This is a genomic window from Staphylococcus sp. TE8 (assembly GCF_000692055.1).
GTDB lineage: Bacteria > Bacillota > Bacilli > Staphylococcales > Staphylococcaceae > Staphylococcus > Staphylococcus capitis.
On the sequence record NZ_JMGB01000002.1, the window covers coordinates 572,157 to 593,122 of the forward strand.

At 33.1% G+C, this 20,966-nt stretch carries 17 protein-coding genes; 10 read left to right on the forward strand and 7 right to left on the reverse strand.

Annotated elements, in window-relative coordinates; translation table 11 throughout:
- Nucleotides 1-117: 117 nt before the first annotated feature.
- Nucleotides 118-2,487, reverse strand: a complete 2,370-nt coding sequence (gene lip, locus CM54_RS09055; RefSeq protein WP_037550705.1) for a YSIRK-targeted triacylglycerol lipase — start codon at nucleotides 2,485-2,487, stop codon at nucleotides 118-120.
- A 408-nt stretch (nucleotides 2,488-2,895) separates the two neighbouring features.
- Here lip and CM54_RS09060 point away from each other — a divergent pair, with 408 nt between their 5' ends.
- From CM54_RS09060 to CM54_RS09075, 4 genes are all read left to right on the forward strand, one after another.
- Complete coding sequence (locus tag CM54_RS09060) at nucleotides 2,896-3,681, forward strand: arylamine N-acetyltransferase (RefSeq protein ID WP_030058874.1); 786 nt, start codon at nucleotides 2,896-2,898, stop codon at nucleotides 3,679-3,681.
- Between the two features lie 49 nt (nucleotides 3,682-3,730).
- Entirely contained in the window at nucleotides 3,731-5,986 is a 2,256-nt protein-coding gene (locus CM54_RS09065) for an ATP-binding cassette domain-containing protein (protein ID WP_030058872.1), read from the forward strand.
- Between the two features lie 765 nt (nucleotides 5,987-6,751).
- On the forward strand, nucleotides 6,752-7,246 hold the full coding sequence (locus tag CM54_RS09070; protein WP_231469439.1) for a TetR/AcrR family transcriptional regulator: 495 nt from the start codon (nucleotides 6,752-6,754) through the stop codon (nucleotides 7,244-7,246).
- A gap of 342 nt (nucleotides 7,247-7,588) precedes the next feature.
- Nucleotides 7,589-8,176, forward strand: a complete 588-nt coding sequence (locus CM54_RS09075; protein WP_002435036.1) for a TetR/AcrR family transcriptional regulator — start codon at nucleotides 7,589-7,591, stop codon at nucleotides 8,174-8,176.
- A 431-nt stretch (nucleotides 8,177-8,607) separates the two neighbouring features.
- On the opposite strand, the gene pbp4 is transcribed toward CM54_RS09075, so the two are convergent.
- From pbp4 to CM54_RS09090, 3 genes are all read right to left on the reverse strand, one after another.
- Nucleotides 8,608-9,774 carry a penicillin-binding protein PBP4 gene (pbp4, locus tag CM54_RS09080; RefSeq protein ID WP_030058870.1) on the reverse strand — a complete coding sequence of 389 codons (1,167 nt, stop codon included), beginning with the start codon at nucleotides 9,772-9,774 and terminating at the stop codon, nucleotides 8,608-8,610.
- A 226-nt stretch (nucleotides 9,775-10,000) separates the two neighbouring features.
- Nucleotides 10,001-11,134 carry a polysaccharide deacetylase family protein gene (locus CM54_RS09085; RefSeq protein WP_231469460.1) on the reverse strand — a complete coding sequence of 378 codons (1,134 nt, stop codon included), beginning with the start codon at nucleotides 11,132-11,134 and terminating at the stop codon, nucleotides 10,001-10,003.
- Between the two features lie 253 nt (nucleotides 11,135-11,387).
- Nucleotides 11,388-11,906, reverse strand: a complete 519-nt coding sequence (locus CM54_RS09090; protein WP_023350937.1) for a GNAT family N-acetyltransferase — start codon at nucleotides 11,904-11,906, stop codon at nucleotides 11,388-11,390.
- 362 nt (nucleotides 11,907-12,268) lie between these two features.
- Between CM54_RS09090 and CM54_RS09095 the strand changes: the two genes are divergently transcribed.
- Both CM54_RS09095 and lqo read left to right on the forward strand, forming a co-directional pair.
- Complete coding sequence (locus CM54_RS09095; protein ID WP_023350936.1) at nucleotides 12,269-12,763, forward strand: tubby C-terminal domain-like protein; 495 nt, start codon at nucleotides 12,269-12,271, stop codon at nucleotides 12,761-12,763.
- 320 nt (nucleotides 12,764-13,083) lie between these two features.
- Nucleotides 13,084-14,616: an L-lactate dehydrogenase (quinone) gene (gene lqo, locus CM54_RS09100; RefSeq protein WP_269320000.1), complete on the forward strand. Its 1,533-nt coding sequence runs from the start codon at nucleotides 13,084-13,086 to the stop codon at nucleotides 14,614-14,616.
- A 303-nt stretch (nucleotides 14,617-14,919) separates the two neighbouring features.
- Here the strand turns inward: lqo and CM54_RS09105 are convergent, their stop codons facing one another.
- Nucleotides 14,920-15,444 (reverse strand): VOC family protein, encoded by a 525-nt coding sequence (locus CM54_RS09105; protein ID WP_037550710.1) that lies wholly within the window; start codon nucleotides 15,442-15,444, stop codon nucleotides 14,920-14,922.
- 249 nt (nucleotides 15,445-15,693) lie between these two features.
- On the opposite strand from CM54_RS09105, the gene CM54_RS09110 reads away from it, so the two are divergent.
- Nucleotides 15,694-16,209, forward strand: coding sequence for a YceI family protein (locus CM54_RS09110; protein WP_002434930.1), 516 nt, complete (start codon nucleotides 15,694-15,696; stop codon nucleotides 16,207-16,209).
- 167 nt (nucleotides 16,210-16,376) lie between these two features.
- On the opposite strand, the gene CM54_RS09115 is transcribed toward CM54_RS09110, so the two are convergent.
- A complete protein-coding gene (locus tag CM54_RS09115) occupies nucleotides 16,377-17,354 on the reverse strand; it encodes an SMP-30/gluconolactonase/LRE family protein (RefSeq protein WP_030058858.1) in 978 nt (325 codons plus the stop codon).
- A gap of 414 nt (nucleotides 17,355-17,768) precedes the next feature.
- Here CM54_RS09115 and trhO point away from each other — a divergent pair, with 414 nt between their 5' ends.
- Nucleotides 17,769-18,731: an oxygen-dependent tRNA uridine(34) hydroxylase TrhO gene (gene trhO, locus CM54_RS09120; protein ID WP_030058856.1), complete on the forward strand. Its 963-nt coding sequence runs from the start codon at nucleotides 17,769-17,771 to the stop codon at nucleotides 18,729-18,731.
- A 125-nt stretch (nucleotides 18,732-18,856) separates the two neighbouring features.
- Complete coding sequence (gene pcp / locus CM54_RS09125; RefSeq protein ID WP_030058854.1) at nucleotides 18,857-19,495, forward strand: pyroglutamyl-peptidase I; 639 nt, start codon at nucleotides 18,857-18,859, stop codon at nucleotides 19,493-19,495.
- Nucleotides 19,496-19,669: 174 nt separating this feature from the next.
- Here the strand turns inward: pcp and CM54_RS09130 are convergent, their stop codons facing one another.
- Nucleotides 19,670-20,239: a tubby C-terminal domain-like protein gene (locus CM54_RS09130; protein WP_030058852.1), complete on the reverse strand. Its 570-nt coding sequence runs from the start codon at nucleotides 20,237-20,239 to the stop codon at nucleotides 19,670-19,672.
- A 155-nt stretch (nucleotides 20,240-20,394) separates the two neighbouring features.
- On the opposite strand from CM54_RS09130, the gene CM54_RS09135 reads away from it, so the two are divergent.
- On the forward strand, nucleotides 20,395-20,859 hold the full coding sequence (locus CM54_RS09135; protein WP_030058850.1) for a bacillithiol transferase BstA: 465 nt from the start codon (nucleotides 20,395-20,397) through the stop codon (nucleotides 20,857-20,859).
- Nucleotides 20,860-20,966 lie beyond the last annotated feature (107 nt).

The following is a 20,966-nucleotide window of genomic DNA, read 5'->3' on the forward strand; positions in this document are numbered from 1 at the left end:
TCTCATTATGAGAATAATGTTTTTAAGACTTTGAAAAATGAGCCGATTAATTGAAATACATCACCTGTCATTGGATTCACTCCTTTTTAAATAATTTTTAAAATTCATGTTTCATCGTTATGCTTTTTTAGTTGATGTCAGTTTTTCACTTTGAACTAAATCATCTGCAAGTCCATGCCAGAATTGTTGTAGTTCCTCTCTTGAGCGTACTGTATCTGAGCTATCTTGTCCAACAAAGTCCACATGATCCCAGTCATGTTTAGTTGGTGTCACTTGCCATACACCTTTTTGATTTTGGTCTGTAGCTTCAACATATTTTTGATTGAATGGATGTTGAGAAGAAATAACTGATACTAAACCGTCATTTTCTCTCCATTCTTTCTCTTTAGCTTTACCAATAACATTGGCAGTTACCGTGAATGGGAAGAAAAGATTTAAATCTGCTTTTTGTCTACCAAATAGACCTTTATGCGTAGATTCACCTGTATATGTTTTATAAACAATATTAGGATTTAATGATGTTTTACGGTTAAGGTCAGTCGCACCATCACGAGTTAAATCATTGAAACCATTATCTTTAGATTTCCATAATTTAGATTTTTGAACTCTCTTCACATAATCAATACGTGATTCGTTTGGTTTTTGTTTAAGACCCCATTGTGATAATCCAAAGTCTACGCGAGAGTTTTTATTACCGAATGCTCTTCCTAAATCATACACAACTTGACGTACTAGCGCTTCATTACCCAATTCATCTGATGCGTGCGTACCATTATGTGGTGTACCTAAAGTTGTGATTGAAGAAACCATATTGTCATTATTACCTTTATATAATGGAGAAATTTCGCCACCATGTTCTTTTTGATATTTAACTTCTTCAGGATTTCCGTTTCTTAGTAACTCTTCTAATTGACGGATTGTTTGACCACCCATACTATGTCCGACAAGATGAACTTTTTGGCCTGGTTTCCAATCTTTGTATACACCTTCATATGTTTTACCGTAACGTTTATGACCATATTTCGCAGCATGTGCGGCACCATAATCTACACGGCCACCTTTAATATAGTAATATAGTTCAACTGCGCGATCGTAGTTACTACCAAATGCACTAATACTTGCTTCATAAGATTTATAACCATTCTCTTCTAAATCTTGACGGATATTCATTTTATCGCCGCCCCAATAATGTGCAAGCACTGAAGGATTGATATCATCAGTGAAACCATTGAAACCGTGAACTAAGATGATTGGATCATGATTTTTATATTGGCTTTGTTTAGCCGCTTTATTTGTTTGATCTTTCTGTTGTTTCGTTGTTTGTTGCTTAGATTTTTTATTTGTAGTAGCTACAGCATTACTCTTAAGCGTACCTAATCCATCTTTAGAATCTTTATCATTGTTAGATGATTCATCTTTCTCAGATTTAGGATTTGCTTTGTCACTTACACTCAATGCTTGCGTTTTGTGGTTATCTGTTTCAGCTGGAGTCTCTTCTGAAGTTGCTTCGTCTTGCGCTGACACTTTTTGCTGTTCTTCTGCATCATTTTCTTTATCTTGTTGTGATGCTTTTGGTTTTGTTGCAGTTGCAGTCGCAGTTTGAGTTTGAGTTTGATCTTTATCAGTTTGAGAAGCTTCAGTTTCATCTTTAGCTTGATTTTTTACTGCTCTGTCTGATTGAGTTGTCTCTTTATCTGAAGATAAGTCGTCTTTTTGTTGGTTATTTTGAGTGACTTTTTGTGAATCTTTTTGTGAATCTGATACTTCTTCTGTTTTATCTTCAGTTTTTGGATTGTCTTGTTTTAGATTATCTTGAGTCTCAGATGAATCTTTTTCACTTTCTTGATTTTGATTCACTTCTGGTTTAGATTGAGTTGATTTATCTTCATCAGATTTTTCTGTTGGTTGTGTTTGAACATCCGTTTGTTCTTCTGTTTGTTCAGATTTTGAGTCCGCTTGGTTAGCATCCTCTTGCTTTGCGTCCTTTTTACTATTATCTACTTGTGAATCCTCACTAGATTCCACTTGTTCATCTGATGACTTAGTTGAATTTTGAGTTGCATCTTGTGCAGAAGTTTGTTCCTCTTTACCTTGTTCTTCAGTAGACTTCGTTTGTTCTGTATTTTGTGCTGAATTTTGTTCTTCAGTTTCTGAATCTTGTTGTTCAGTGTTTTGATTATTTTCATTATGTAAGCTTGTTTGATTATCATTAGCATTTTCGCTATTATCTTTTTCAACATTTGGCTGTTCAGACGTAGTTTCTTTAGCTGATTGAGACGCGTCATCCTCTGTCGCCTGTTGCCCATTTGAATCTTCATTTTCATCCCCAATAGATTGTGCTGTTGCCTTCTCAGGATTTCCCTGTTCCTGATTTTGTTCGGCCGCTTGTGCTGAGCCTCCACCCATAAATAATAAAGCTGCGATTAAGATGGATGATGCCCCCACACTAAATTTACGAATACTATACTTGTTTTGTCTTGTTTTCATAGTAAGCACCTCTCTATTTGTTTATTTTTGAAAAATGAACTCCACAATAGCGTATTTCTAAATAAATAGATTTACGATTGCGCGTGGTAATAATTCAAAGATCTTGCTAAATATCGCTTTAATAGCTTCCATAATGACCATCCTTTCCATCGTTCAGAAAGCGTTTTCAATTATTATGAAAAATTTTTCTCACACACTCTTTATATAAAAAGTATATAAGAATCAAAACACTATTCTTTTCAATTTAATTTAAAACAAATATTACGAGATAATTGCAGTTTTGTCAATAATTATACACAATTAAATCAAGCATTATAAAGCCGATTAAACCTATAAACTTACATATTAATGGGTGTCTTTTTTAAAATAGAGATGAGTGTGAAAATAAAAATTGTAGGAGGATGAAATATGGAACTATCGCAGTTTGAAAGCTATTTAAATATTGATTCTTCTCGTTATAACAATATTGATAAAGCCTCGCTAGATTATTATATGGAACGTTATATGATGACTGTTCCGTTTGAAAATATTAACGTTCAAAATCAAGTTCCTATCTCTGTTAATATTAATGATTTATTGGACAAAGTTATAAACCAACATCGCGGTGGGTTCTGTTATGAAATGAACCACTTGTTCGGAACGTACTTAGAGAAAAAAGGTTTTGATGTCCATCGAGCTTCTGGAACAGTTCATACTCCAGATGGCGGTGTTGCTTTAGAAGGCTCACATATGTCTTTATACACAATTTTAAATGATACTTATTATGTGACAGACGTTGGGTTTGGTGACTTACCTCTACATGCAATCCCGATTTCACATCCGTCTCAACCAGTGAGTATTTCTGATATCAATGGAGAATTTCGCGCAATTTTTGACAAAGAAGACTGCTATCATGTTCAAAAATTGAAAAATAATAAATGGACTACTCTATATCACGCCTACTTAGAGCGTCAATCAATTCAAGATTTCAGCGATAAAATCATTTATAACGAGAGTAATCCAAACTCTATCTTTGTTAAGCAGCTATTAATCACACAACCACAGTCATTTGGACGTGCGACGATGACACATCAAAGTCTTACGTTAACTTCACAAAGTTCTAAAGAAAAATGTGAGGTATCGTCCGACAATTATAAGTATTTTCTAAAGAAATATTTTAATCTTAATATCACGATTGATAGACTTGAACAGTAGTAATATTTTAGTGTACCTGGGGTATGTATTAAGTAATGAGGTGAATTCCATGTCACAAATTGAAATCATAGGCGCTAGACAAAATAATTTAAAAAATATCGATGTTAATATACCGAAACATCAATTAATTGTATTTACAGGGCGGTCAGGCTCAGGTAAGTCTTCACTAGTATTTAATACCATTGCTGCTGAATCTGAACGTCTATTAAATGAAACATACTCAAGTTATGTTCAACATCAACTCACACAATATGAAAAACCAGACGTCGATCAAATCAATCACCTTCCCGTTGCAATGATTATTAATCAGAAACGCCTAGGTGGTAATTCACGTTCGACGGTAGGAACTATTTCTGATATTTATGCTTCTGTGAGATTGTTATGGTCAAGAATAGGAGAACCTTTTGTTGGTTATTCTGATATTTTCTCATTTAATAATCCGAAAGGTATGTGTGAAACATGTTCAGGATTAGGTTATGTTGAAGACATTGATTTAAATGAGTTACTTGATTTTGATAAATCGCTCAATGAAGATGCCATTAAATTCCCGTCGTTTAGACCCGATAGTTGGCGAGGTAAAAGATATCTTTATACAGGTCTATTTGATAATGATAAAAAGTTAAAAGATTATACAAAAGAAGAATTGGATACTTTTTTATATACAGAACCTACAAAGTTGAAGAATCCGCCATCAAATTGGCCTAGAACAGCTAAATTTGAAGGTCTAATTCATCGTTTCAGACGCTCTTTCTTACTAAATGATAACTTTGAGAAGAAACGCTTCAAAGCTGATATTGATCGAGTCGTTACTAAGCATGATTGCCCTTCATGTCATGGTAAAAGGCTTAATGATAAAGTGTTGAGTTGTAAAATCAATGGCTTAAACATTGCTGAATTTACAGATTTACCCATTGATGAGGCTGTTCATTTTCTAGAAAAAATAGATTCAAACACAGCAAAAGTGATTATCGAACCTTTAAAACAACAACTACAAGCATTAAGCTATATAGGTTTGAATTACCTAACGTTATCTCGTGAAACGACAACGCTTTCCGGTGGCGAATCTCAACGGATAAAACTTATTCGCCATTTAAATAGTCCATTAAGTGATTTAGTTTACATCATCGATGAACCGAGTGTAGGACTTCACCCAGAAGATATTCAGAGAATTAATGACATGATTGAATCACTTAAACAAAAAGGTAATACGGTGATCGTTGTTGAACACGACCCTGATGTTATTCAAACGGCTGACCACATTATTGATATAGGTCCGAATGCAGGCAAAGATGGTGGAGAGATTATGTTTGAAGGAAGTTATCAAGACCTTCTCACATCTCAGACGAGCACAGGTCAAGCTTTAAACAGAACACATCAACTTAAAGACCATCCTAGAGCAACTCATGACATGTTTAATATTGAGAATATTTCACGTAACAATTTAAATCATATTTCAACTCAATTACCAAAACATGCGATGACCGTAGTTACTGGTGTGGCTGGCTCAGGTAAGAGTTCCCTTATCTCAGCAGCCTTTGAACAAGAGCAACGTGCTATCTTCATCGATCAGAAACCGCCTCACGCATCGAATCGCTCTAATTTACTCACATACTTAGATATCTTCGATGAGGTAAGAAGTTTCTTTAGTCAACATACTGGTATGAAGAAAAGTATGTTTAGCTATAATTCTGAGGGCGCTTGCCCTGAATGTAATGGTAAAGGCGTACTTAAGACCGAACTCGCATTTATGCCAGACTTTTCTCAAGTGTGTGAGATGTGTGGTGGCACAAGATATCGCCCTGAAGTATTACAGGCGAAGGTAGAGGGATATTCTATCGCAGATATACTTGCCCTTACTGTAAGTGAAGCCATCTCTCAATTTGAAGGTCAAGACAGTATCACTCGTCCGCTTCAAGCGTTGGCTAACACAGGACTTCAATATATGACATTAGGACAATCTTTAGATACATTGTCAGGCGGTGAAATTCAACGCGTTAAACTAAGTCGCTATTTAACTGAAGATGTACACGATTATATTTTTATTTTTGATGAACCAACGACGGGGCTTCATGAAGATGATTTACCTGTACTGATTGATTGCTTCAATCATTTAATTGACGATCATAACACGGTTATTCTTATCGAACATAATTTAACGATGATGACACAAGCTGACTGGTTTATCGATATAGGCCCTTATGCTGGAGATAAAGGTGGACAACTATTGTATAGTGGTCAGCCTGCGGGACTTTTAAATATTAAAAATTCAGTAACCGCTAAACACTTAAAAAGATATATCCTTTAACTGAAAAAGCTCGGCGATGATTTATCATCTAATCAACGTCGAGCTAAAATTTTATTCTATATCTAAATTTTTCAAATTTACTATTGTTTAATATATTGTCGTTCATCAAGTGAACATTTTTATAATGATGTATTCCTTCTGCACTTGAGTAAAATATTAATTTTAAAAAAACCTGTGAAATATGTGGTCAAAGGGACGATTCGCCTTGTTTGAATCTACTGGATATATTATTCTAAAAGTAGTTATACATATATTTATTAAATACTTATAAATATTAAAACTTTCACCGATACATTTTTTAAAAATCCACAAAAAAAGCAAAATACCAATCGATAACGATCAGCATTTTGCTTTACACACGCAATAACTAGAGATACTTGACTACATTAATACACAAAAATTTAGGGATACAGCAATTAAGCTGTTTAAGTGATTTTGAGAAAAATAAAAAAGTATACTCTAATTACCACACAAAACATACTAACCCACAAAGCCCAATTAAATGAGTTAGTATGGCTTACATAGTAATACCATTGCTTTGAACATGTTAATTAAATTATTATTACAAAAGTTATTATACCAACTTAAATTCAAACAATGTATATCCAAATTAAGCTATCTGATACTTATGTGACATTTAATCAAAAATGTCTCTTTTTAGAGGTGTATAATGAAGAGTAAAGATTTGCGTGTAGAAAAAACAGAAAAGCTCTATTAGATGCTTTATTTGAAACTTTAAGAACAAAAGAGTTCAATCAAATAACAGTGCAAGATTTGTGCGATAAAGCTCTCGTAAGACGTTCAACGTTTTACCGACGTTTTGATGATAAATACGATTTGCTTAAGTTATTAATACGAAAATTAATTTTCAGAGTAAGAGAGAAGCATTTCTCAACATTAAACCCTGAGAATCCTAGAGCTCATTTCGAAAAGGTCATTCACGAATCATTACAATATCTATATAATCATAAGTCTATTGTTCAAAATGTATTAACATTAGCGCTTTATGATGAAGTGACCGATATTATATTCAAACAATTATATGAAGGGATGAAAGCACAAATACAGTTTGAAATACAGCACGGCGTTGAGTTCGATGTCGATATAGAAATACTTGCTGAATTTATAACCGGGGGAATATTGAGAACAATGTATGCTTGGATTCAAGATGGTCAAGAACGTTCGATCAATGAGTTAACTAAAGAAATGGTGACCCTACTTGATGGCGTGCATAACTATCATACTAAAGGTGAAAATTAAGAGGAAATCATGATGAATAATTATGTTCGTCATGATTCCCTCTCGATTAAATGCTTTCCCATAAAAGCCAAGTGAATACTGACTTGATCATTTAAAATCTCCTTCTTATATTTTAACAACCCTTCTCTAATTACGAATAAATATTTGTATAACTAAATTATATATTTTGTTATCACATATAATAGTAGTAAACTATAACTATACTTTAGTTAATTAATAAGTCAGAGACTTTAACTAACAATAATTATACATCGGCTTCAATTTTATTGAGTAGCCAAAATACAAAAAATGTCGCTTAAGTCACACAGATTTTGAAGTGTCCGATTAATGAGGTGAACAATAATGAATAGCAATGATTTACGTGTTAAGAAGACACAACGTGCTCTAATGGATTCATTTTTAGAATTACTTAAAACTAAAAATTTTAGTCAGATTACAGTTCAAGATTTGTGTGATCGTGCTATGGTACGACGCTCTACTTTTTATCGTCACTATAGTGATAAATACGATTTATTAAACCAAGTCTTAGCCAACTTTTCCAATAGTTTGCATGAATCTCATTCAGAGAGTTTATTAGTCAAACAGCCTAAATCATATTTTGAAAATATCGTTAGAGATACGCTTTATTTTTTAATTGAAAATCGAGAAACGATTCAAAGTATCTTTACTATATCGTATTATGATGAAGTGACACGTATCGTCTATACGCAACTTTATAAAGGTGTAGAGAGACAAGTTAATTTCGACATAAGGCACGGTATACGTTTCACTATTGATTTAGAAGTTTATAAAGAATTTATAGCAGGTGGTATATTACGTATCATTTATGCTTGGCTTAAAGAAGGTCAAGAACGATCTGTTGATGAGTTAACTATAGAGGTAGTTAAAATAATCAATGGTATCAGAGAAACAAATATAAAGAAGTTCTAAACTATATTCATAAAAGAGAGGGATTGAAAACACATCTATATAAAGATAGTTTTGCAATCCCTCATCTATTTATCAAGAATGATTATGAATCTTCAGAAGAAACTATAATAGAGGTTTCAATCATTAATGTCTAGCCATCCAAGGTCTTCCTTGTATGGCTTTTTTACGTCTAGTTTTGGGTGAATTTGTTTTAGGAACAACCCGAGGTTCATGCCCTCTTTCAATACGTTTCTTTAACTTGCTATCCTTTTATTAAGTTTAAAAGGCATTAAAGACACGTATTGCTATTTTCATTATAGTGCGGACACTATGCGTAATCATGTTGAACGTTCATCGAGTGTCTTATAGTCAATGCACCACACTTTTGGCAATCATAAGTAATAAATAAAATATAGCGCTTTTGTAGATCAATAAAAAAGTTATCGCATTATTCAATGCGATAACCATCCAAATAAGCCACTACTTTTCTTTTCAGCTTTTACCGATGGATAAGAAGCGCCATCTAGAAAATGTCGTTGATAGTGAACGTAAGCATTCCCTTTATCATTAATCGCAATATACCATTTTTTATGTTTAGGTACGACGTCATATAAGTCTTTTTTTACTGTGTATTTTTTGCCATCAATTTGATGTTCACCTTTAGATAACACCTTTTTATATTCATATTGCTTCCGATAATATTTCATCATATCATTCGCAATTTCATTACGATTTAATTTAGCTGTTTCACTAGGATATGGTGTAACATCTAAAATCGTCTCATTTAATCTCAAACCATGTTGCTTATTGGTTAAAGCTAAACTATATCCGGAATCACTCGTACCAGTCTTGAGTCCGTCAGTCCCTTTATAATATTTCGGCTGACCTTTCAAAGATAAATTCGTAGATTCAAATGATTGTCCTTTTTGTGTATCTGATTTATTTTGTGTGGTTTTAAGTATTTCAGGGTGCTCTTTGATCATGTGATACATCATGATATTCATATCTTTAGACGTACTGGAAGTCTTCCCTTGTTTCTTATACTTTTGAGGTGCGCTAGATCCTAACAACTCAGTATCTGCTCCAGCTGGACTTGTAAAGTGTGTGTCTTTCATGTGAAATGTTTTAGCCTGCTGATTCATTTTATCTGTAAAAGTAGAAGTCGAACCTGATACCTTTTCGCCTAGAATTAAAGCAGCAGCATTACTTGAAGCTAAAGCTGTTTGGCTCAATATATCTTTAACAGTATATGTTTGTCCTGCTTTTAACGGTACCGAAGAAAGGTTAGACTTTTGAGATAATTGCGCTTGTTTAGATGTGATTTTTATTTTATCTTTCATATGTATTTTTCCTGATTTAACTGCATCCAATGTTAAATACATTGTCATCATTTTAGTTAAAGAGGCAGGATCTACTTTTTTATTTTCGTTGTAATTGTATAAAATTTGACCTTGCTTTGTAGTGAGCGTGAGTGATTGAGGTTCATATTGAGTTGAAATATTAGCATTTTCTTCTTTATTGACTAGAGGTGTGGGCTTTTCTACTGCATAACTTTGAGAAGTTAAAAGTAATGATGTTAATCCTATCGTGCCTGTTATATATAGTATTCTTCGAAACATCGTATCACCTGATTTCATTTTTCTAATATTCTTGTTAGTTTATGTACTTTACATATACTTATATCAAGTTTTACTCAACTTTTCAAAAATACCGAATACACGCGCATATGTAAAACAGGCTAGGACATAACGTTAATGTCTTAGCCTGTTTACTTGTTATGAGTAATTATCTGAATGAAATTATGAAAGTAAATAATTCGCATAACTTCATCTTATTAACGAATATTTATTCTTGTTGATAATCTTTATTCCCTTTAAAGTAACTGCGATCTTGTTTATCATAAACCTTCTCAGGATTCATAAAAGGCTTTAATTTATCTTTAAAATCGTATAAGTTCAGACCATCTACTGCAACTCTATCTTGATATACATTATCTGGTTCAACATCGGTAAAGTTATTAGGTCCTACTCCAGCCAAATATTTAAAGTGACCTTCTTTAATCAGATAGTTATATGCTGGCGTATCTCTATCTTGTGCACCATGGGGGAAAATAAATAAATCAGTTTTACCTATAATTGGTGTCACTTCTTTCTCCCAACGTTTTGTATCTTTAACAATTCCTTCATAAGATGATTGTTCAAAATTAATATGTCCATATGAATGACTGGCAAATGTCCAACCATCTCTTTTCATAGCATCAGCTACTTCTGTTGCTTTAGCTTTACGGTCCTTATAATGCTTACTATCTGTTTCATTTGTACGATATCCTAAAACGCCATTATATCCTGTTAATGCAACTACACCTTTTTGTCCATTTAAAGAGAAATCAGGGTGTTTTTTAACAAAGTCATTTAATATTGGAACGATATCATCGTCTTTAGAATGTGTTACTTTGCCATTCTTTTGCTTCGTTTCTGATACAACATGTTTGTTTTTATCTAAAACTAATCTGTCGGCATACCCTTTTCCACGCATGTACTCATAATAGTTCATGTCGTCGATAGATAGTATTAATGGTTTTTTACCTTTAGGTAATTTTAACTTCTTCTTATTTATCGTTTTTGCTTTTAAATCATAAGCATCGTGTGGATCAATTAAAATATAATTTCTTTTATGTAACTCTTCTAGAGATTTTTTAAATTCGTTAGCTGTAATCATCCAGTCGTTATTACCTTTGGCTTCTTGTGGGCTCCCCGAAAATGCCACTTTAGCGTCAGTAATAAGTGGATGATAAAAGATATGGTATATTTCACCATCGTATGTTTGCCAATCTTTAGTCATTTTTGATTGATGACTTGCATATATATTTTCATTTTCACTATCTTCAGTGTGAGAATCTTTCTGTTTTGAGCATCCTTCTAAAATGAATACCATCAACACAATAGAAACAAAAAATAAATATAAAGTCTTTCTCATTATCTCATCCCTCAAATTAATATCATCATACAATAATCAATATAACATTAATGGGGTGTACAATATTATTAAATATATCTTAATTTTATTTTGATTTAATGTTAATATAAAAAACTATCGCTTTATATTCACTTTAAGAGTTCAAACGAATAATGAGTTTAAACATATATCTATGTATCAGGCTTACTAAACAATGATTTGAATACGCATAAAAAAAGAGCGAGATAAAAATTATCTCACTCAATAACGTAAATATTTACAAAGGAACATTTAACTGTTGCTTAAAATAACAACGATCCCCATCATTTATAATATTATTCCACGTATCATTTAATTCATATCCTAAACGTTCGGCAAGCTTAATAGAAGATTCATTGACTTGATTCGTTCGTATAAGTTTTGGTGTTACTGCATCAAATTGTTTCATCCATCGTGATATCATTTCGATTGCTTCAGTAGCTAATCCTTCACCTGTATATTTTGGAAAAAGTCTATAATACAAGTTTAAGAATAATTGATAATTAATGGTGCGGTATTCAAAACCACTCATCCCTACTAATTCTCCAGTATCTTTGGCTATTAACATAAAGTATCCAAAGTCATTTTCTTCCCAATGTCTTCTCCAACCTTTTATAAATCCTTTAGTAATATCTTTGTTCTCGTGTATACCTTTAGGAGTGTATTTTGTTGATTCATTATTCGTATGTAGTTGGAAAAGCGCATCAAGATGCTCAATATCTGGTTTTAATAAGTAAAGTCTATCGGTTTCTAACATATACTCACCACCTCAATTTGTTTATTACTGACTTTTTAGCATATACCCTTTTTTCTACCTTTTATTTAAAACTAGTCATAAATTCAACGTTGAGCTAGCATGCAGGATGTCTTACCTCAGACAAACCTAAGCCTCACACCCTCACCTACAAATGTATGACTTAATGAGAAATTTTTAGCTAACTCATTTACACATTAAAACTCTATGCGACGACATAGCCACGCTCGTTAAACTATCTCGTATAGTGTTTTATTTTATTTAGATCTATTTAATTTAAAAAAATTTATGATTTTAGTTTTTATTTTCCTAAAAATAGGGAATGTATTTATAATGAAAATTTACAAATCGAAGGTTGATGAAGGATGATTACTTATACACTCAGCAATTACTTTGATACGAGATGGAAAACGATGTATGACGATGGGAATCCCTATTTATACATACGTAAATCGTACCCTAACCCCTTTATTAAAGGATTAGACATTATTATTCCTCAAGCAGGAATATATACCTCTTATGTCGTTAGGGATTTAGAGAAAAATGTAATATTTACTTCTAAATGTATTCCAAATTTTAGAAACTTTAGAGAGATTCATTGTAATTACAGAGGTACTCATATTGAGATGAAAGAGTTCACATTGGTGAACAAACCGGTTAAATTCACTTATGATAATGAAGATTATTTTATTAAAAAGACGAGCCCAGAAACATGTACTATTACGAATTATGAGAATGAAAAACTATCTCATTGGGCTAAAAATGAAGGACAAGTGAGCTTCCATATTTTAGATGAAAGTAGTAAACCAATAGAAGAGTTATTAATCATACTCTCTCATGCATTAATGAATAAAATTTGAGGCTGTGCATAAATGATTGTCGCAGTCTTATTTTTTAATATATATGCTGTAGATGGTTGTACTGAAAATGTGCTTATATCAAGCTTCTTTCAATTCTAGCCCTTCTTGCTGACGGGGCTCCAACTTATGGTAGCCATCTTCTCATTTATTAGGAGTAGGACATATGATTAAATTCAAGTTCTACTCCTAATTTGTGTCTAATCAATGAGCATATTATGTCTAAATTATTACAAAATGGAATAGGTATTATTGAAAATATGTATTTTTGTTATAGATTGTTAGCAATTATAATAAGACTCAGCGCAATAATTTAATTATTTTTGCACGAGTTCTGTTTTAAGAAAGGTGAGCAAAAAATGGCTAACAATGAGTCAAAAAACATAGTTATTATTGGCGCTGGTGTCTTAAGTACGACATTCGGTTCTATGATTAAAGAATTAGAACCTAATTGGAACATCAAACTCTATGAACGTTTAGATCGTCCAGGTATTGAAAGTTCTAACGAAAGAAACAATGCCGGTACTGGACATGCTGCGTTATGCGAACTGAACTATACAGTTCAACAACCGGATGGTTCAATTGATATAGAAAAAGCGAAAGAAATCAATGAACAATTTGAGATTTCTAAGCAATTCTGGGGACACCTTGTGAAAAGTGGCAACATTGATAACCCTAGAGAATTTATTAATCCACTTCCTCACATTAGTTTCGTAAGAGGTAAGAATAACGTTGAATTCTTAAAAGACCGTTACGAAGCGATGCGTAACTTCCCTATGTTTGACAACATCGAATATACGGAAGATATCGAAGAAATGAGAAAATGGATGCCATTGATGATGAAAGGTCGTACTGGCAATGAAATCATGGCAGCTAGCAAAATTGACGAAGGTACCGATGTTAACTATGGTGAGTTAACACGTAAAATGGCTAAAAATATTGAGCAACATCCTAATGCCGATGTTCAATATAATCATGAAGTCATTGATTTCAACCGACGTCAAGACGGCATCTGGGAAGTGAAAGTAAGAAACCGTAACAATGGTTCAGAGGAAACTGTATTCGCGGATTACGTCTTTATAGGTGCTGGTGGTGGCGCTATTCCACTATTACAAAAAACTGGTATCCCTGAAAGCAAACGCCTTGGTGGATTCCCTATTAGCGGTCAGTTCTTAATTTGTACTAACCCTGAAGTCATTAATGAACACGACGTTAAAGTATATGGTAAAGAACCACCAGGCACACCACCAATGACTGTACCTCATCTTGATACGCGTTATATTGATGGTGAAAGAACATTATTATTTGGTCCGTTTGCGAATATCGGTCCTAAATTCTTAAAAAATGGTTCTAACTTAGATTTATTTAAATCTGTAAAACCATACAACATTACAACACTACTTGCATCTGCAGTTAAAAATTTACCTTTAATCAAGTATTCAATCGACCAAGTATTGATGACAAAAGAAGGTTGTATGAACCACTTACGCACGTTCTACCCTGAAGCTCGTGACGAAGATTGGCAATTATACACTGCAGGTAAACGTGTTCAAGTTATCAAAGATACGCCTGAGCACGGTAAAGGATTCATTCAATTCGGTACAGAAGTTGTGAACTCTGAAGATCACTCAGTTATTGCATTATTAGGAGAATCACCAGGAGCATCAACTTCAGTTTCTGTAGCGTTAGAAGTTCTAGAACGAAACTTCGCTGACTACGAAAATGAATGGAAACCTAAATTACAAAATATGATTCCTTCATATGGTCAATCACTTATAAATGATGTTCAATTAATGAGAGAAACTCGTAAACAAACATCAAAAGATTTAGAATTAAATTATTATGAATCTAAATAATTAACCCTTTCCCTGTAAAATATAAAATATTAAAGTCCTTACTTGGGGCTCTCCCCTGACCCCAAAACCCTTAATAAATATTGTAAAAGTTAGAAGTAACAAAAAGTTGAAACTAAATTAACCTTATTTCCCCTACCCCCTTCAAAGAGAGCCACTTTGAAGGGGGTTTTTATGTATAGTTTGATAATCACTAGTTATACACACTCATTCTTTTACTATCTATAAAATTATTTTTTATAAAAATAAACTGAGACAGATGAACTATCTCAGTTTCACATAATAAAAAGTTAAAATTAATACATATTATTCACTTGGCGTAAAGAGTTCCGCTTCATTATCTGGAGGATAATAAAATCCATTTGGAACGGTTTGTAATTCAATGAGACTTCCCCATGGTGTTTTAACATATACTGTTTGATTCCCTTCGGTGTCTTCATATCTCGTATTACTATGAGGCTCAGAAATAAGTTCTCCACCGGCTGATCTTACTTTGGCTACAGCCACTTCAAAGTCATCTACATAAAACGATAAATGTGTATAACCAATATCTTGAAGTGCTTCAGGTTTTCGTTGCTTTGCATTTTGGAATTCAAACATCTCAATATTTGGACCATTCCCAAATACCATCATCCGTTTATGTACGATTTGAGCACCTTTACTCATGCCCAATATTTTTTCTACATCTTTACCACCACGTGGTTTCTCATCTTTTCTTTGACTATCATAGGCAATCTTTCCGTCTAAACCCTTTTTGAAGAATTCAGTGGCTTCCTCTATATCCGGTACAGTTAAACCAATATGAAAGATACCTCTTGAGATATCTTTCATATTTCTTCACCTCTTTAGAAATTGTTTATCACAACGAATATTCCCTAGATAATAAAGTTTTACACATCTCTTTTTATAAAAATAACAGCTAACAATGACTCAAAATGGGTAAATGTTTAATAGAAGTTATTTTTCAAAAATGAGTATATTGAGAACTTATTGATTGCAACTTGAGCAAAAGATTTTATAATAATTATATCAGGTATAATTATTATACTTAAAAACTTATGAAAAAGGGGTAATGTAATAATGACTCAATTCACATTTGATCAAGCACATAGTGATATTCAATTCCAAATCAAACATTTAATGGTATCTAAAGTGAAAGGTACTTTCTCCCAATATGATGTTCAATTAGATGGAGATATTAACGACTTAAGTTCACTTAAAGCAACTGCAACTATCATTCCAAGCTCAGTCGACACGCAAAATGAAGATAGAGATAATCACTTGAAATCTGGTGACTTCTTCGCAACAGATGAAAACGACAAATGGACATTTGAAACAAAAGAAATTTCAGAGAACAAAGTAACGGGCGATTTAACTATTAAAGGTGAAACACACGAAGAAACTTTCGATGTTGAATTTAATGGTATTAGTAAAAATCCAATGAACGGTTCACAAGTAACAGGATTTATTGTTACAGGTACAATTGACCGTGAAAAATATGGCATGAGCTTCAACCAAGCATTAGAAACTGGTGGCGTAATGTTAGGTAAAGAAGTAAAATTTGAAGCATCAGCTGAATTCAGTTTAGAAGATTAACAAAATGAACATATCCATCATTTTATCTCTTAAATAGTAAAACACAATTATAAATGAGTTAAACCCCTCACTATCATCGCTTATAGTGAGGGGTTGTTTATTGAAAGGCTATCACCCGACTTCTTATTTATATCTTTAATCATTAACTTGTTCTTAAAAATTTGCATCTATTGAAACTGATAACTTTGATGACCTTTTGCAAATCCATTGACCGTATAAATCATTGAACCGCCTTCAGAGTTATTCTCAATATCATTTGTACAAATTAACAATTGATTTGTACCTGGAATAAATTGTGGATGCGTTGAACGTAGCATTTTACCTTCATCACGGCCTGGCATTAGGATCTGACCAATTGGGTAACCCTTTTTATTAAAGACTAAGACACGACCTTGACCATACATTGCCACATAAAGGTTATCATCACTATCGATACAACATGAATCTGGCCCTTCATGACCTGTGAAGTAATATGGAATCGTTGCGCCAAATGGTGCAATAGTCACACCATCTTCTTCTAATTCAATACGATGAAGACGATTTGTAGTTGTTTCAGTCACCCACAATACGCGTTCATCAGTACTTAATGCGACACCGTTTGCAACTGAGATATTCTGTATCACTGGTGTAATTGTCTTGAAGTCTGGTGATACATAATAAACACCGCCTAGAGGATTTGTTGAGTATCCTCTGAAATCAGTGAAGTAGAAACCACCCTTACTATCAAATACCATATCGTCAATACAGTATTCTGTGCTTAATTCAGAAACAATTTCTTCAAATTGTTCGCCTTCTTCAGTAGTTGAGAAAATACCACCTGTCGTCTTAAAGTCGCCTAAATAACATATAAATAAACGTCCATCTTTATGAACTTTAATAGCTGCTGGATTCGCTTTTTCAGACACGAATGGTCGAGTCACTTCTTTGGTAGATGTATTCACTTTAAAAATATTACCTTCAAAGACATCTAATAAGAATAAATTGCCTTCGCGATTGAAATTTAAGCCTTCTAATTGTAATCCTCTATCCGAAATTTTAACCCAAGGTTCTGCAGTCACTGTTTGCAACTCATTTTCAGACACTATTGGTGCAACACTTGCCGATTTCCCTGTATATTTTAAAGTTGGTAAATCTTGAATAGCCATCGTCTAATCCCCTCTTTCTCTCATTTAAACTTTGATACCATTTTATAAGAACTCAACTTAATTGTCATTAGAGCGGTATTATAACGGTTATTTTTATATTTTATTTTCTTAAAAAATGTCGCGATATTTGATTGCATTTTCAAAAAATATCAACTTTAATAATGATTTATAAGCTAGCATATTGAAACTATTTATCATTTTGGTACAATATTATAATGGAAAAAATGTAAACAGTATTAATATCAGACTTTAGACAAGCCCTTTTACCACTCATCAACGTTTTATGCATTTCGACTTCTCGATTGAGAAGGATTTTCTAACAGTTTGTTTATGTCATGTTAGTTTGTCTACAAAATAATATTTATAAATCATCGCCCCATATATAGAGAAGAAATAAAAGAGGAGAATGTAAGAATGGATTATAGAGTACTTTTATACTATAAATACGTAACAATTGATGACCCAGAAACATTTGCGTCAGAGCACTTAGAATTCTGTAAAGAAAATAATTTAAAAGGTAGAATCTTAGTTTCTACAGAAGGCATTAATGGTACTTTATCTGGTACAAAAGAAGACACAGATAAATATATCGAACATATGCATGCGGATGAACGTTTCGCTGATTTAACATTCAAAATTGATGAAGCTGAAGGTCATGCATTCAAGAAAATGCACGTTCGACCTAGAACAGAAATCGTTGCTTTAGGTTTAGAAGATGATGTAGATCCACGCGTAACTACAGGTAAATATTATTCACCTAAAGAATTTAAAGAAGCTTTAGAAGATAAAGATACTGTTATTTTAGATGCACGTAACGACTACGAATTCGACTTAGGACACTTCCGTGGTGCAATTCGTCCTGATATTACACGTTTCCGTGATTTACCAGATTGGATTCGCAACAATAAAGATCAATTAGATGGTAAAAATATCGTGACATATTGTACTGGTGGTATCCGTTGTGAGAAATTCTCTGGCTGGTTAGTTAAAGAAGGCTTCGAAAATGTAGGCCAACTACATGGCGGCATTGCGACTTACGGTAAAGACCCTGAAACTAAGGGTGAATACTGGGATGGTAAAATGTACGTTTTCGATGAACGTATAAGTGTAGATGTTAACCAAGTTGAGAAAACAGTTATTGGTAAAGAGCATTTCGATGGTACACCATGTGAACGTTACATCAACTGTGCTAACCCAGAATGTAATAAACAAATCCTTGTATCTGAAGAAAATGAAGAAAAATACTTAGGCGCATGCTCATACGACTGTGCGAAACATGAACGTAATCGTTATGTTGCAAAACATGATATCAGTAATGAAGAATGGAATCGTCGCCTAGAGAACTTTAAAGACGTTCCTGAGCATGCCCACGCTTAAGTCATCATTGAAGTGTTTATATGCCAACTTCGCTATCCTTACATAGGTGTAGCGGAGTTGTTTTTATGTGAAAAATCATTTTAAAATGGAACTAAATGATTGAATTTGAGAGTGAGGCGTTGAGTTTGAAAATATTAGTAACTGCGTTTGATGCATTTGATGGCGAATCCACAAATCCTGCTTTAGAAGCCGTACATCGTCTTGATACGCACATCGGCGAACATGTCATCACTAAATTAGAAATTCCCACCGTCTTTCATGAATCTAAAAACGTAATCTGTAAAGCGTTAAAAGAAGACACTTATGACGTTGTTCTAGCAATTGGTCAAGCTGGAGGTCGTTTCGAAATTACACCTGAGCGCGTAGGGATAAACATTGATGATGCTCGTATTCCAGATAATAAAGGCAACCAACCTATTGATAAAGTAATAAAAGAAGACGGCGCGCCGGCTTATTTCTCAAATTTACCTGTTAAAAAAATGGTAGAAGCTATTAAAAGAGCAGGAGTACCTGCCAGATTATCAAATACTGCGGGTACGTTTGTATGTAATCATATATTATATCAACTAGGTTATTTAGCAGATATGTCTTATCCAGACTTACTGTTTGGTTTTATTCATGTACCTTACATTCCAGAACAAGTTACTGATAAACCTGAGAAACCATCAATGTCTATCGATACAATCACGAAAGGATTAACCTCTGCTATCAAGGCGATATCACGAGAAGAAGATATTAAAGTTGCTATGGGTGAGACGCACTAATTGTATTTATGATATTAAAATAAACGATGAATGCCTATTTTTATGATGGCCTTCATCGCTATTTACATTTTAGATTATCTTTAAGCGGTAGGTACGTTCCACTCTACAACCAAGCCTGAATAGGCTAAGCCCCCACCAAAATCAAACTACTCATGGTACTAATTTTCACCCATCCTATATAATTGGGGAGCCAGTAGTATCTGGATTAAATGGATTCAGAATACTGTGCGATACATGAACATTCGCGAAAGAATGCAAAATTAATATAAATAATAAATGATTCTTTTCATATAACTCACTTTTCCCCTCAACATATGCATAGTCACCATTTTGTTTCCAACTTGCGATTTCTTTATCTTGTTTAGAATCTTTTATCACTGTATATTTATTCACGTCTGAATGAATATTGAGGATTCTACCATCAAATTTCAATATTCCATAAGTTTCTCCACGACCATTACTTTGCTTATCAAATAAAACTTGTGATTCCCCGTTATTTGAAACATATGTAACATCAAAACGCTTTTGCGCCATTATCGTTTTTACTTTGACACTCGCTTTTACATCACCATTATGATCATAAATTACGAATCGATTAAATTTAAAACCTAATGTAAAAAAACTAACCAACCGTTGAAAAATATTATTAAATTTTTTCTGAATGGTACCGACTATTTTTCCAGAATCATCTTTAATATCAGAACTTTTCGTTGAGAAACGATTTCTCTTAAAGTATTTATACATCATTTCACCTATATTCCTTTTGTTTACTTTTATAATAAACAAAGTCTACATATGAATTCAAATAGCTTCGTTATTATATGCGTAGTCATTTTTAAAAGCGGGTAGATACATGTTGCAAGCAATTTTTTTAGAAATCACTTGAAAGGGTGTATAAAATGACTAAAACTGTTTATGACGTTATAGACTTTGGTGTAAGTTATATTAGAGATGTTTATGATAAATGGGATGTTATGAAAGTATTAGATAAAGATGACAGTGTCTTCCCAAATACACTACATTGGCAATATGGTCACGTACTAACTGTGTTTGAAGAAGCACTCGCAATGGGTAATCAAGAAGTTATTGATGTTGATAAATATAGTAAATTGTTCGGAACTGGAACTAAGCCATCAGATTGGGGATATGATGAAGTTCCTTCAATCGAAAGCATTTTAAATGACATTAAAACGTTACCTGAAAGAGCTACACATTTAACTGATAAAGAGCTCAAAAAAGAAATTGACCAGCCTATCGCAGGTTGTAAAACATTAGAAGAACTTTTAGTGCTTAATGCATTACACATCCCATTACATGCAGGTAAAATTGAAGAAATGACTCGTGTTTTAAAAGCTGAACAATAATGGTATTCATCCGATAGCTAAATAATTAAGCTATCGGATTTTTTGATTTTCACAAGTATAGTGATTTTATTGATAATCTTTCTCATTAATATTCTTTTAGGTCTGTA